General features: G+C 57.9%; 13 protein-coding genes and 2 pseudogenes. 11 read left to right on the top strand and 4 right to left on the bottom strand.

Annotated features, from left to right (window positions below):
* The first annotated feature begins 118 nt into the window (after positions 1–118).
* The 6 genes from M5C56_RS03590 (at position 119) to M5C56_RS03565 (ending at position 6,157) form a co-directional block, all read left to right on the top strand.
* On the top strand, positions 119–943 hold the full coding sequence (locus tag M5C56_RS03590; protein ID WP_103496613.1) for an alpha/beta hydrolase: 825 nt from the start codon (positions 119–121) through the stop codon (positions 941–943).
* A gap of 20 nt (positions 944–963) precedes the next feature.
* Positions 964–1,911, top strand: a complete 948-nt coding sequence (locus M5C56_RS03585; protein ID WP_103496612.1) for a LysR substrate-binding domain-containing protein — start codon at positions 964–966, stop codon at positions 1,909–1,911.
* Positions 1,904–2,536, top strand: a complete 633-nt coding sequence (locus tag M5C56_RS03580) for an antibiotic biosynthesis monooxygenase (RefSeq protein ID WP_103496611.1) — start codon at positions 1,904–1,906, stop codon at positions 2,534–2,536. Before M5C56_RS03585 ends, M5C56_RS03580 begins: the two co-directional genes overlap by 8 nt.
* Positions 2,533–4,371 (top strand): amidohydrolase, encoded by a 1,839-nt coding sequence (locus M5C56_RS03575; protein WP_103496610.1) that lies wholly within the window; start codon positions 2,533–2,535, stop codon positions 4,369–4,371. Before M5C56_RS03580 ends, M5C56_RS03575 begins: the two co-directional genes overlap by 4 nt.
* A 69-nt stretch (positions 4,372–4,440) precedes the next feature.
* Positions 4,441–5,067 carry an isochorismate family cysteine hydrolase YcaC gene (gene ycaC / locus M5C56_RS03570; protein ID WP_103496609.1) on the top strand — a complete coding sequence of 209 codons (627 nt, stop codon included), beginning with the start codon at positions 4,441–4,443 and terminating at the stop codon, positions 5,065–5,067.
* Between the two features lie 175 nt (positions 5,068–5,242).
* Positions 5,243–6,157 (top strand): LysR family transcriptional regulator, encoded by a 915-nt coding sequence (locus M5C56_RS03565; RefSeq protein WP_103496608.1) that lies wholly within the window; start codon positions 5,243–5,245, stop codon positions 6,155–6,157.
* Between the two features lie 47 nt (positions 6,158–6,204).
* Here M5C56_RS03565 and M5C56_RS03560 read toward each other — a convergent pair whose 3' ends face one another.
* From M5C56_RS03560 to pnuC, 4 genes are all read right to left on the bottom strand, one after another.
* A complete protein-coding gene (locus tag M5C56_RS03560) occupies positions 6,205–6,690 on the bottom strand; it encodes a Spy/CpxP family protein refolding chaperone (RefSeq protein WP_103496607.1) in 486 nt (161 codons plus the stop codon).
* Between the two features lie 153 nt (positions 6,691–6,843).
* Positions 6,844–8,442 carry a lactate dehydrogenase gene (locus M5C56_RS03555; protein ID WP_247263061.1) on the bottom strand — a complete coding sequence of 533 codons (1,599 nt, stop codon included), beginning with the start codon at positions 8,440–8,442 and terminating at the stop codon, positions 6,844–6,846.
* Between the two features lie 130 nt (positions 8,443–8,572).
* A complete protein-coding gene (locus M5C56_RS03550; RefSeq protein ID WP_255916942.1) occupies positions 8,573–8,806 on the bottom strand; it encodes a UTRA domain-containing protein in 234 nt (77 codons plus the stop codon).
* Between the two features lie 52 nt (positions 8,807–8,858).
* On the bottom strand, positions 8,859–9,464 hold the full coding sequence (gene pnuC / locus M5C56_RS03545) for a nicotinamide riboside transporter PnuC (protein WP_177100537.1): 606 nt from the start codon (positions 9,462–9,464) through the stop codon (positions 8,859–8,861).
* A gap of 276 nt (positions 9,465–9,740) precedes the next feature.
* Here pnuC and M5C56_RS03540 point away from each other — a divergent pair, with 276 nt between their 5' ends.
* From M5C56_RS03540 to M5C56_RS03520, 5 genes and pseudogenes are all read left to right on the top strand, one after another.
* Positions 9,741–10,964 carry an RDD family protein gene (locus M5C56_RS03540; protein ID WP_247263062.1) on the top strand — a complete coding sequence of 408 codons (1,224 nt, stop codon included), beginning with the start codon at positions 9,741–9,743 and terminating at the stop codon, positions 10,962–10,964.
* 25 nt (positions 10,965–10,989) lie between these two features.
* Positions 10,990–11,328: a hypothetical protein gene (locus tag M5C56_RS03535; RefSeq protein ID WP_103496605.1), complete on the top strand. Its 339-nt coding sequence runs from the start codon at positions 10,990–10,992 to the stop codon at positions 11,326–11,328.
* 115 nt (positions 11,329–11,443) lie between these two features.
* Positions 11,444–11,749, top strand: a pseudogene (locus tag M5C56_RS03530) (IS481 family transposase); the annotation flags it as partial.
* Positions 11,750–12,047: 298 nt separating this feature from the next.
* The gene (locus M5C56_RS03525) at positions 12,048–12,491 is read left to right on the top strand and encodes a DUF2846 domain-containing protein (protein WP_103496604.1); all 444 of its coding nucleotides are present in this window, start codon (positions 12,048–12,050) and stop codon (positions 12,489–12,491) included.
* 541 nt (positions 12,492–13,032) lie between these two features.
* Positions 13,033–13,275: pseudogene (locus M5C56_RS03520) on the top strand (hypothetical protein); the annotation flags it as partial.

Raw genomic sequence — 13,275 nt, 5'->3', positions numbered from 1 at the left:
CTGGAAAATTAACAACGTTTAACTCGTCCTGTGCCCGTTCTACGTTCAAAAATCCAATCCTTCAAGTTCAACGCAAAGCTCAGCCTTCTTGCAACGACAACCCCGAGGAGCAATCGCCATGAGCACATTTACCACCCGTGACGGTACCGAGATCTACTACAAGGACTGGGGTACCGGTCAGCCCATCGTCTTCAGCCACGGCTGGCCGCTGAATGCCGACAGTTGGGAGGCGCAGATGATCTTCCTGGCTTCCAAGGGTTATCGGGTTATCGCTCATGACCGTCGTGGCCATGGCCGCTCCAGCCAACCCTGGTTCGGCAATGAAATGGACACCTACGCCGACGACCTGGCCCAATTGATCGAGCTGCTGGACCTGAATAACGTGGTGCTGTTCGGCTTCTCCACCGGCGGTGGCGAAGTGGCGCGCTACATCGGTCGTCACGGTACCGGACGGGTCGCCAAAGCGGGACTGATTTCTTCGGTGCCACCGCTGATGCTCAAGACCGAAGGCAACCCGGGCGGTTTGCCGATCGAGGTGTTCGATGGCCTGCGCCAGGGCTCCCTGGCCGACCGTTCGCAGTTGTACAAGGATGTCGCCAGCGGGCCGTTCTTTGGTTTCAACAAGCCGGGTGCTCAACCTTCGCAGGGCATGATCGACTGGTTCTGGATGCAAGGCATGATGGCCGGCCACAAAAATGCCTATGACTGCATCAAGGCGTTCTCGGAGACCGATTTCACCGAAGACCTGAAGAAGTTCGACGTGCCGACCCTGGTGGTGCATGGCGACGCTGATCAGATCGTGCCGATCGAGGCCGCCGGCATCGCCTCGGCCAAACTGATCAAAGGCTCGAAGCTGTTGGTCTATCCCGGTGCCCCCCATGGTCTGACCGACACCCACAAGGATCAACTCAACGCCGATCTGCTGGCGTTCCTCAAGGGTTGATTGCTTGTGAGCGCGTACTGATGAACCGTAACGATCTGCGTCGCGTCGACATGAACCTGTTGGTGATTTTCGAGGCCCTGATGTTCGAAAAGAACCTGACCCGAGTGGCTGAAAAACTGTTCATGGGGCAGCCGGCCGTGAGCGCCGCGCTGGGACGCCTGCGGGATCTGTTCGACGACCCGCTGCTGCTGCGCAACGGTCGTGGGATGGAGCCGACGGCGCGGGCGTTGGCGATCCTCAAAGAGCTGCAACCGGCGATGGACACCATTTCGGGGGCGGTCAGCCGGGCCAAGGCGTTTGACCCGGCAACCAGCTGCGAGGTGTTTCGCATCGGCCTTTCGGACGATGCCGAGTTCGGTTTGTTTCCGCCATTGCTCCGGCAGTTGCAGGAGGAGGCGCCGGCGGTCGTTGTGGTGGTGCGTCGGGCCAATTATCTGTTGATGCCGGCTTTGCTGGCATCCGGGGAAATCTCCGTCGGGGTCAGTTACACCACCGAGTTGCCGGCCAACGCCAAGCGCAAGAGGCTGCGTGATATCGCCTGCAAAGTGTTGCGCGGTGACAATCGCCCCGGTCAGCTGACGCTCGATGAATACTGTCAGCGACCCCACGCCATGGTGTCGTTTTCCGGCGACCTGAGCGGCAACATCGATCTCGACCTGGCCAAGGTCGGCCGTACCCGGCGCGTGGTGCTGGGGGTTCCGCAGTTCAGTGGCTTGCGGGCGATGCTCGCCGGTACCGAAATGATCGCCACGGTGCCCGACTACGCGGCTTGCGCGTTGGTTGAAGGCGGTGCCTTGAGAGCGGAAGAACCGCCGTTCCCCATCGAGGCGGCGCAACTGTCGATGGCCTGGAGTGGCGTGCACGACAACGATCCGGCGGAGCGCTGGTTACGTTCGCGGATCAGCCAGTACATGTCTGAACCGTTGAACATCCCTGATCCTCTCACCGGAGCTTCGTATCATGCCTGATTCCAATCGCCTCGATCCCGTCGGTCGCCCGGCGCGGGGGGCTGATGAAGTCGTGACACTGATCGTCAAACACCGGGTCAAGGTCGGCTTTGAGGCCCCCTATGAAGCTTGGCTACGGCGTATTGTCGGCATTGCCGGGCAGCGCGAGGGGCATTTGGGCGTGGACGTGATTCGTGGCAGAAGTGCCGGTCTCGACCTGTTCACCTGCGTGCTGCGCTTCTGCTCCACCGAGGCGATGCAGCGCTGGCTTGATTCGCCGCAGCGGCTGGAGCTGGTCAACGAAGCCGCCCCGATGCTCGCCGACGGTGATCGGACCGAGGTCCATCCAGTCAATGCGTTCTGGTTTTCACCGCCGGCGGATGCCACCTCGCCACCCCCGCGTTGGAAGCAGGCGGTGCTGACATTGATGGTGATCCTGCCGCACACCCTGCTGGTGCCGCTGATCTGGGGACCGGTACTGCGGCTCGACGCGTTCCTCTCCAATTACCTGATCTCCACCTTCCTGATCACCCTGACCATCGTGCTCTCGGTGGTGTACCTGTTCATGCCCCTGGCGACCCGACTGTTTGCCCCCTGGTTGACTGCCGCCCCGTCTCATTCCACTTTGTCCGAGGAAACGCGATGAACGCCGATCTGATTTTGTTCAATGGTCAATTCCACACGGTTGACCGTGCCAAGCCCCTCGCCAGTGCGGTGGCGATCCACGATGGCCGCTTTGTGGTGGTGGGCACGGATGCCGAAGCCATGGCCTTGCGCGGTTCGAGTACCCAGGTCATCGACCTCAAGGGCCGTTGCGTCATCCCTGGCCTCAACGACTCGCACCTGCACCTGATCCGTGGTGGCTTGAACTACAATCTGGAGCTGCGCTGGGAGGGTGTGCCTTCCCTGGCCGATGCCCTGCGCATGCTCAAGGAGCAGGCCGACCGTACGCCGACGCCGCAATGGGTGAGGGTGGTGGGCGGCTGGAACGAATTCCAGTTTGCCGAAAAGCGTATGCCGACCCTGGAAGAACTCAACCAGGCCGCACCGGACACACCGGTATTCGTCTTGCACTTGTACGACCGCGCCTTGCTCAATCGCGCTGCGCTGCGGGTCGCCGGCTACACCCGTGATACGCCGAACCCGCCGGGCGGCGAGATTGTCCGCGATGCCAAAGGCGACCCGACGGGCATGTTGGTGGCGCGACCCAATGCGATGATTCTTTACTCGACCCTGGCCAAGGGACCGAAGCTGCCCCTGGAGTATCAGGTCAACTCGACTCGCCAGTTCATGCGTGAACTCAACCGTCTCGGCCTGACCAGCGCTATCGATGCCGGTGGTGGTTTCCAGAATTACCCGGATGACTACGCGGTGATCGAGCAGTTGGCCAAGGACCAGCAACTGACCATTCGCATCGCCTACAACCTGTTCACCCAAAAGCCCAAGGAAGAACTGAGCGATTTCAAGAACTGGACCGGCAGCGTCACCTTGCACCAGGGCGACGACTACTTGCGGCACAACGGTGCCGGGGAGATGCTGGTGTTCTCCGCCGCCGACTTCGAAGACTTCCTCGAACCGCGTCCGGACCTGCCGCAGACCATGGAAGAAGAGCTGGAACCGGTTGTGCGCCATTTGGTGGAGCAACGTTGGCCGTTCCGTTTGCATGCGACGTACAACGAATCCATCAGCCGCATGCTCGATGTGTTCGAGAAGGTCAATCGCGACATTCCATTCAATGGCTTGCCCTGGTTCTTCGATCACGCTGAAACCATTACCCCGCAGAACATCGAACGGGTGAGGGCGTTGGGCGGCGGTATTGCGATTCAGGACCGCATGGCGTTCCAGGGCGAATACTTCGTCGAGCGTTATGGCGCCAAGGCTGCCGAAGCCACGCCGCCGATCAAACGGATGCTGGCCGAGGGTGTCCCTGTCGGCGCGGGCACCGATGCCACGCGGGTTTCCAGCTACAACCCGTGGACCTCACTGTACTGGATGGTCAGCGGGCGTACCGTGGGCGGCATGGAATTGCACCGCGAAGGGCTTTCCCGGCAGACCGCACTGGAGCTCTTCACCCATGGCAGCGCCTGGTTCTCTTCCGAGCAGGGCAAGAAAGGCCAGATCAAGGTCGGGCAACTGGCAGACGTTGTCGCCCTGACCGCGGATTTCTTCCAGGTCGAAGAAGAGGCCATCAAGTGGATCGAGTCGCTGCTGACCGTGGTCGGCGGCAAGGTGGTGTATGCCGCCGGGGACTTCGAAAAACTCGGGCCAGCCAGCGTGCCAGTGCTGCCGGACTGGTCGCCGGTAGCCAAGGTTCCTGGTCATTGGCGCCCGACGTCGCCGATGCAGGCTCAGGTTCACCATTGCAGCGGACCCTGTGCCGTTCACTCCCACAGCCATGAGCGGGCGCGTCTGTCGAACGCACCGGTCAGTGACTTCCAGGGGTTCTGGGGCGCGTTCGGCTGCTCGTGTTTTGCTTTCTGACGATCAAAAAAAATGCCGGCCAAAGCCGTCGGCATCCCTGTGCAATATCCATCCACCAAGGAGTTTTACATGAGCAACGTTCCGTACAAACGTCTGAACAAAGATGATGCCGTTGTGCTGTTGGTCGATCACCAGACCGGGCTGATCTCGCTGGTGCAGGATTTCTCACCCAACGAATTCAAGAACAACGTACTGGCGCTGGCAGACCTGGCCAAGTTCTTCAAATTGCCGACCATCCTGACCACCAGCTTTGAAAACGGCCCGAACGGCCCGATGGTGCCGGAGCTCAAGGAGCTCTTCCCGGATGCGCCGTACATTCCACGCCCTGGCCAGATCAATGCCTGGGACAACGCCGATTTCGTCAAGGCGGTAAAGGCGACCGGTCGCAAGCAACTGATCATTGCCGGCGTGGTGACCGACGTGTGCGTGGCGTTCCCGACCTTGTCTGCCCTGGCGGAAGGCTTTGAAGTGTTTGTGGTCACCGACGCGTCGGGCACCTTCAACGAAACCGTGCAGCAGGCGGCATGGGCACGGATGACGGCGGCGGGTGCGCAACTGGTGAACTGGTTCTCGGTAGCCTGCGAGCTGCAAGGCGACTGGCGCAACGACATGGAAGGCCTGGCGAACCTGTTGTCGCCGCGCATTCCGAATTATCGCAACTTGATGAACAGCTATTCGGCCCTGACCTCCAGATAAGTTCTGGTGCACTGCTGGTTCGAATGAATGCCCGCCACTGTGCGGGCATTTTTTTGATCAACGTTTCTGCAGTCACCCAGCGGGCCTTTCAATCAAGGCCTCATCACCGATTAATGGGCTGTCAGAAAAGGAAAAAGTCGCTATAACGTGTTTGGCTGTCAACCAGAGAGTGACAATGAACCCGTTCGAAGATATGCGTATTTTTTGCCAGGTCATGGACTCCGGCAGCTTCACCGCAGCGGCGGATCAGTTGGGCCTGTCCAAGCAGTTTGTCAGCCGGCGTCTGATGCAACTGGAGGAACGTCTGGGCGTACGACTGATCAATCGCTCGACCCGGCGGCTGGACATGACGCCCCTGGGGCAGAGTTATTACGAGTCGGCTTTGCGCCTGCTCAGTGAGGTCGAGCAAGTGGAGCAGGGCATCGCCGGTCAGACGGTAGAGCCCCGTGGCACTGTTCGCCTGAGCGCTCCACTGTCGTTTGCGATGGCGCATTTGAGCGAGGTGTTGCCGGCTTTCTTGCAGCGCTATTGCGATGTCACGGTTGAAGTGGATCTCAGCGACCGACCGGTAGATTTACTCGGTGAGGGCTACGACCTGGCATTGCGCATCGGGGTGCTGGAAGACTCGACGCTGATTGCCCGGCGTATCGGGTCCATCCAGCGGGTGTATTGCGCCAGTCCCGCTTACCTGGCCGAGCGCGGCACCCCGGTCAAACCCGAGGATGTGCAGGCCCATGACTGCCTGCCTTACGGCCATGGCCGCCAGGTGCAATGGCGTTTCGAAGGGCAGGGCAAGCCATTGATCGTCAATGTCACGGGACGGATGCGGGTCAACAATGGTGAGTTGCTCAAGGACGCCGCCATCGCCGGCATGGGTATTACCTATTTGCCGACCTTCATTGTCGATTCGGCGTTGAAGGATGGGCGGCTGGTGCCGGTGCTGGCTGACTTCTGTCCCGAACCGTTGGCGTTATCGGCGGTTTATCCGCAGCATCGCCAGGGCTCTCGACCGGTGCGGGCGCTGATCGAGTTCTTGCGTGAACGGCTGGATTGCGGCGTTACCCTCGCTCAAAGCGCTCGGCACACATGAGTGGTTGATCGCCAATAGGCTCGGTGTCCACTGGGACTCTTTGCGCATCAATGAAATCTATCCGCGACTTCGTGCCGCTCCCCGCGCTCGCTGCGAAACAGTTTATCGGCGGTTTTTTTCTGATCGGCGGACAGCGTGCCGTACAGCGCGCTGAACGAAGTGGCAAGCTTGTGCAGATTGTCCGCGTGCATCTGTGCCAGCCTGGCATAGGACTGCATCGCCTCATCGGCATTTAACGAGGGCAGCTTCTGCGCCTGATCCAGGTAGGCCTTGTCGGTACCGTGCGCATTGTCACGCATGGTTTTCGCATAGGCGTCCCACTGGACGGACTGCTTGTCGGTGATCTTCAGTTTGGCGCGCAGTTCGTTGATCCGCCTCTCTACCAGGTCTTCGTATTTTTTGGCGTGACGGGCGGCTGTTTGGGAGACAGCGTCAGAGCTTCTCGCTGCCATCGTCGGTGTCGAGAAAGAAGCGCTGAGGACGGCCAGCATCAACACAGCGGGCATGGCTGCTTTGAATGCGAAGTTTTTCATATTCGGATATCCGGATTGAGGGGGGCGGCATCTATATGCCCCAACCTTACCACCGAGGACGGGTCAGGAGTATCGCGGGTAAATCCACGGCAAGAGGGCGGGTAAAGACCCGCCCTCTTGCCCAGGTGACTGGGATCAAGCTGACCCCCGGGGTCAGCTGTTGAGTTTTTTCGGGTACGAATCCAGCAGTACCTTGTCCTGGAGGCCGTCCAGGAGTTCCTTCAAGCGCGCGGCGCCCTCTGGTGTCTTGTCCGTCTTGTCCGGGTGCAACGCCCGTTCCAGCACGGCCATGAAACTCTGGGTTTTCGATGTATTGACGGGGGTTGAGGTGTGATCCACCAGGTGCCCCATCACGTATTTGGAGATATTTGTGGATTGGCTGGCCGACTGGGTCACCGCCGCATTGGTCAACTTACCGTCTTTGTAAGCGATATTGGTCTGGCTGCTGGCGTTGTCGCTGATCTGGTAGAACAGGTAGTTCTGCGAGTCCGCATTGCTGCTCAGCTTCAGCTTCTGGCCCGCGGACAGCGCCTGGTGATAGCTGGCGGTCAGGTTCGATTGCTGGTCCTGCTCAATGGAGCGATTCTGCGAATCATCGCCCTTGAGTTGAGTGGTCTGGGACAGGTTATAAGCAAAGGTATCCCGCTCGCTGGGACGCATCGGGTTGCTCGCCTGGCTTGCCTGCGTCATCGACGCGGAGAAATCCGCCAGGCCGGTCAACAGCTTGCGATCCAGATTGGTGGGGGCGAGTGGATCGACGGCTGCCGGCGTGGAGGTCGCACTGGTGACGGGATAGTTGCTGTTCAGGGAGGAGAACGCATCCTTGAACATCGACATCATGTCGCGATCGGCGTGACCTCGGGCGGCCGCGGCATCGATCTGCTTGAGGTAGCTCTGCAGGGCCTTGGCCTGTTGGATGGGATTGCCGAGAATCGCCTGGCTCTTCAGGTCCACGGACAGTTGCAGATCACCTGAAGGGCCGCTCATGCTGACCGAGCGTTTCTGGCTGTCGGCATGGAACTCGAGGGTCTGGCTGTTTTTGTCGTCAATCTTGAGCTTGGTGCTCAGGTCGACCGAGGAAAATACCTTCGAGTCGAACTGGGTCAGGGCATCCAGCTTCAATTGAGGCGGCTCGGCGGTCAAACCGTCGATTGCCGCCTGGAAACCTTTGGCCATCTTGGCCAGGGCCGCACTCTCTTCAGCCGTGAGGTCGCCGCCTTCCACCTGGGCCTGTACGGCCATTCCATCGTCCTGGTTCGCCAGGCTCAAGGTCACGGTTTTACCGCTGGCGGTCTTGAGGGTCAGGCTGATCGTGCTGTCGGCGTTGCTGCTGTGCAGCTTGGACTGTGCAGCGGCGATCCCGGCGGCGTTGAGCGGTCTGATGTCGGACTGCTGGACAACCGATTGCGAGATGTTCTTTTTGCCGTCGGCCAACTGTGACATCAGCGCGGCACCCAAGCCGGCAAAGCGGGCGGCGTTGGAGTTGGAGCTATTGCTGAGGTTGCCGCCCATCGTGAACGACACCTTGTCCAGCGGGCTGCTTTCCCAGGTAGGTGCCTGCGCGGCGTTAGGCAAGGTTCCACGGGCATTGTAGGTATTGATTTCGACCACGTTGTTCTGGCCGAGAAGCACGGTGGACGCCGGTGCGGAAACAGCCGCGGTTGTTTCGACAGGCTGGGCGCCAGCCGGCGTATTACCGACAAGCTGGGAAGGGTTCAGCGTCAAAACATTGATCGACGATATCCCTGTCATGGAACCTCCTGGGGCAAGAGAATTATTCTATGTACAGAAGTGTATCGACGGCGACACAAATAACTTTAGGGCGTCAGCGGCAGGCCGGAGAACTGTTGTCCAGTGCACTGAGCCTTTGTAATAGAGGGATTCAAGCGCCTGTCCCCGGATACCGTGTCTCCATCACGATCGACAACGCATCGGGTCGCCAGAATTCCTGGTCGAACTCCACCGGCTGGTTCGCTTCGCCAAAGTTCAGCCGCTCCAGGTAGACGCTGGTGGAACCCACCGACAGTTGCAGCAACTGCGCCTGTTCCTCGTTGACCGTGCCGATATGCATCTCCAGCTCGCAACGCGACTGCACCCGCGAAAAACGCTTGCGCAGCAGGCGCCCCTGGAGGCATTCGGTTCTCGGCGTGCGGCGCTGGGTCTCTACACTAACGAATCAGCTCACCGCTCGTCGAGTCCACCGGCCCTGGCTGTTCCTGGGACTTCAGGTCCTGCTGCCAGGCCCGCAGGCCATAGATCGCCAGCACCACGAAGCCGGCGTACAGCGCGGCCGTCAGTTGCAGGTCCTTGAACAGGAACAGGCCGACGTAGATCACGTCCAGCACGATCCACAGCCACCAGCTGGCGACATACTTGCGCGCCGCCCAGACACTGGCCACCAGGCTGAAGGCGGTGAGCGAGGCGTCGACCCACGGCACCGCCGCATCGGTAAAGCGGACCATCAGTCCCCCCAGCAGCACCGCGCCCACGGCTCCACAGAGCAGGCCGAGCAAGCCTTCGCGCAAGGACAACCGGGCCACATGGACCTTGCCCTCGCTCAGCCCGCCCTGGCTCCAGCGCCACCAGCCATAACCCTGCAATACGGCGAAGATGCCTTGCAGCAATGTATCGGAATACAGCTTGGCGTCGTAGAAAATCCAGGCGTAGAGCAGCACGGCAACGACACCGACCGGCCAGCACCAGCGAATGCGCCGGGCGGTGAGCCAGACGCCGAGGACATTAACCAGGACAGCAATGATTTCAAGTGTGGACATGCGCGGATTCCTTGACGCAGGCAATGACGGCGGCTTGACCAGGCGCTGGGCGAGAGATCAGCCTAGTTTGGTATTGAAATCGATACTTATCAATGGATTACCCTACATTCTGGCGAAATGGCCTTTCCGGCCAGCGCAACGCTTTGAAATGTTTTGAAGATATTTAATGTTGGACAAATTGACGCCATTGGATTGTCGTCCTAGTATCGCCGCCGGTTGATGGCATAGCGCTATCTGAAGGGCGCCTTGTCGCCTGCGATGTATCGAGATCTCGACATGGACGTTCGTCAGTTTGTCTTCCTGGGCCAAGCGGGTAATGGCATGCCCATGCTCAATATCGTCGCGCCGAATACCCCGGGGCTGTCGCACACCATGGAAGGGGGTTGCAGAACCATTCTGTGGAACGAAAGCATGGATCCTTGGCGGCCTCTGGATAAAGTGGCGGAGCCGTGCGGCGTCTCTCCATCTCCACCAGGTAGCAGCGACCCCGGCAGGACCAGTGATACTTCCGCGAGTCGCTGGCCTCGGTTTTTCGCTCGTATTTTTGATATGTGCTGGGAATTGGTGCTCGTCGCCGTAGTGTCGGGTTTTTTAGTCGGTAAATATTTTCCTGGTATCTTTGACTGGGCTCATAAACCAGGGGCCGCTGAGGTACACTACGTCTTATGTCTCCCGGTTGCACTTATATTAGATGCCTTGTTGTATCGGATCGCCGGGAATACACCCTGTAAGGCGTTGTTCAGGCTGAAAATTGAAACGTCAGATGCGAAGCCATTGGGCTTTTTTCAATACCTTCATCGGAACTCTCTGGTGTGGGCGAGCGGGCTCGCTTTCGGACTGCCTATTTTCAATTTATTAACAATGGCGAATCAGGCGTTCCTACTGGGAAGTGGGCGGCGCGCGAGTTATGACGAATCCTTGAATTTTTGGGTGCGTTCAAGGCCTTTAAGCCGTGTGCGTAAAATCGCTTCTGGTATCGTCTTCATGGGGGGTTTAGGAGGTTTCTCAGTATTAAGTTCCCTGAGTCCGACGACTCAGCGTGAGTGGGTACAGTACCTCATGCAAAAAAATAACTACGCTTGGGAGAATCCACTGACCCATCTTGACGCAAGTATTGAGCCTTGGTGGGAATTCTCAGTAAAAGTAAATAGCGACGGTCAGCAAGTATATGTATTCTCCGAGAGGGTCGGCGGTGCTCAAATTGTTTTTGCTATGCAGCAGACAGGTGATGCCCTGGATGAATATGTACATGCCTTTCAGAAAAATACGGCTGCCAATATGCGCTTCTCGGACAGGGGGCGCTTTTTTGAGAGAGCGGGGCGTCAATACTGGCAAGGTTATGGTCGAATGGTTAAAGATGGCCGTATTCGGCTTAAAGTTGAGATTGTTCAGTCTGGCTCTGATTTTTGGCGAGTTGTCATAACCCAGAAAAGCCCTTACGATTATACGGATGAGTTAGTGGGGAAACTCCAGGCTGAGCTATTGAGTACGGTCAAGTAGTTCATGATGATGGAGTGAGGATAACATGCAAGAAAGCCAGCAGGCAGTTTGCTTGAGACTGGATATGGACTTTTTTGAGTGTGACCCGAATCATAAAATTGGGATATCCCTTAATGTTAAGGATAGGTTACGTCCTTTGAATGGTATGCGTATAAAGCCTGAATCAGGAACGTGCGGCTGGTATATATGGGCTGGAGAAGTATTTTCTGAAGCTTCAGATTTTTTTGTTCCTTTACATGTTTCTCATGTTGAAAGCTGGGAGTCACTATTGCTTCCGTACTTGGGCCTCCCACCGGGATCAAGATTTCTCATCACGGAACAGTACGAGGATGTCTGGTATGACGCCAAGCTTCTCAGTATCTGACTGGTAATCTAGAAAACTAAAAGCGGCAAATTTATTTTTGAAGGGTGTCAATAACTAGGTGTTCAGTCTCGGAGAGTCATGGTGCATCCTTAACCACCGAGCAAGAGGATGCATTATGGAAGGACGTCTTCATGGTTCAGCCCGGACAGCGCCGCGAATTCGAGCCGAGCTCCAAGCGTCGCAAGAGTCGAATCGCAAGCTTGCAGCCCGTTACAGATTGAACGTAAAGACCGTAGCCAAATGGCGCTCACGGTCAACAACCAAGGACTCGCGAATGGGGCCTGCCCGGCCGCGTAGCGCAAAGCTGACACCGAGTGAAGAACAGATGGTGGTTGAGTTCCGTCGGCGGACAATGCTGCCTTTGGACGACATGCTGGGGCATCTTCATGAGTGCCTTCCCCAACTGAGTCGCAGTGCTCTCGTGGGCAAAAAGCCGGGCTGGGCTTTCCCATCTGCCGGTTGGTGGGAATCGTTTGTCTCGCCAGCGGTGCTGTTTTGGATGCCTCGTTGGGACGTTTTCGCGGTAAAGGAGGCGATGAGCAGACTCTGCTGATGAGACTGTATTTCAGCACGTTTGGGGGCTTGTTCGGAGTTTCCTTAGCGGCACTGGCATCACACGCTGATGAAATTATTTCCGTTTTTTCAATGATGGCTCATTGCCTTTTGTCGAGCGCTGCCGATAACGGTTCGTTGGACTCATCAAAAAATGGAGATACACAATGTTCAAGCAGTTCACCTTCACCGCTTTGCTGGCACTGACCGCCCTTACCGCTGGCTGCGCTTCGGTAAAAATGGCTGACGACAACCAGGACGCTCAAGCCAAGACGTTTCAGGTCAGCCCCGACAAAGCCAACATCTACGTTTATCGCAACGAAAGCATGGGCGCCGGCGTGAAAATGCCCGTCGCGCTCAACGGCAAGCCAGTAGGGCAGACCGTTGCCAAGTCTTACCTGATGCTCTCTGTCCCGGCGGGCCAGCAGACGTTGGTGTCTTCGGCAGAAAACGATTCCGAGTTGAAACTTACGGCTGAAGCCGGCAAGAACTATTTTGTCTGGCAGGAAGTGAAAGTAGGTTTCATCAAGGCCCGCAACAACCTGCAAGTTGTCGACGACAAAACCGGCCGTGCCGGTGTCAGCGAAAGCAAGTTGATCCAGGCTCAGTAAGGTTCCGGTCGCTCCCGCGTGCAGTGCGGGAGCGATTCAATCAAGCGCTTATCCCGCCTCGCAGATGTAGCTCGGAAAAGGGGACGCATTTGATTGGCACTTAACTCTCTTCGGATGCCTGCTTTCCTGACATCCTCCGTTGCTGATCGACGTGTTTTCATCAGTATGGGGTAAGGCTTGGGTCTTCGCTTTAGCGCGCGCGGCTCAGTAGCGCTCAATCAATACGCGAAATGGACTGCCGAAAAAACTCATATTTCCCACGCGCTACAGGCATGGGAGAATATTGCGTGCGCCAAACGCCAGGGCTACAGTTCCGCTGTCGCTGCAAATTCAGCGACGCGGGTTTTGCAGCCCGGTTTCGAAGAAGGCGCACAGCGCCGCGTATGCGGTATTTTTATGCTCGTGTTATGGCGAGCTGTGCGCAGGAGGCTTCGGCCTGCCGGTTCCTTCTTCCCGGTCTGCAAACCTGTGTACGGCTCGCCACCGTTCGTTTTGCAGCCTGAGATGACGAGCTTCATTCTTAAGAAGAAGGAGCGTCACCATGTCAAAGAAGATCACCCCCGATCCGCCGGCCGTTCGTAAAACCCTCAGTACCGCCGACAGAAGCCTGTACTTGCACAAACTCTCCAACGAGCCTGAGTCAGTCCCGACCAATTCCCCTCGATTGCTCGATACCCTCGCGCTCACTTGCGCCAAACCCGTCACCCCCGAAGCCCCGTACAAACCTACGCTGTTCGCCATCCAACCGGGCGTCAATGCCCATCGATTGATTGAGGCTGTGAGC

Source organism: Pseudomonas sp. MWU13-2862 (assembly GCF_023242495.1).
Classification (GTDB): Bacteria; Pseudomonadota; Gammaproteobacteria; order Pseudomonadales; family Pseudomonadaceae; genus Aquipseudomonas; species Aquipseudomonas gingeri_D.
The sequence above is the reverse complement of the archived record's forward strand: the minus strand, read 5'-3'. Positions and strand labels throughout refer to the sequence as shown.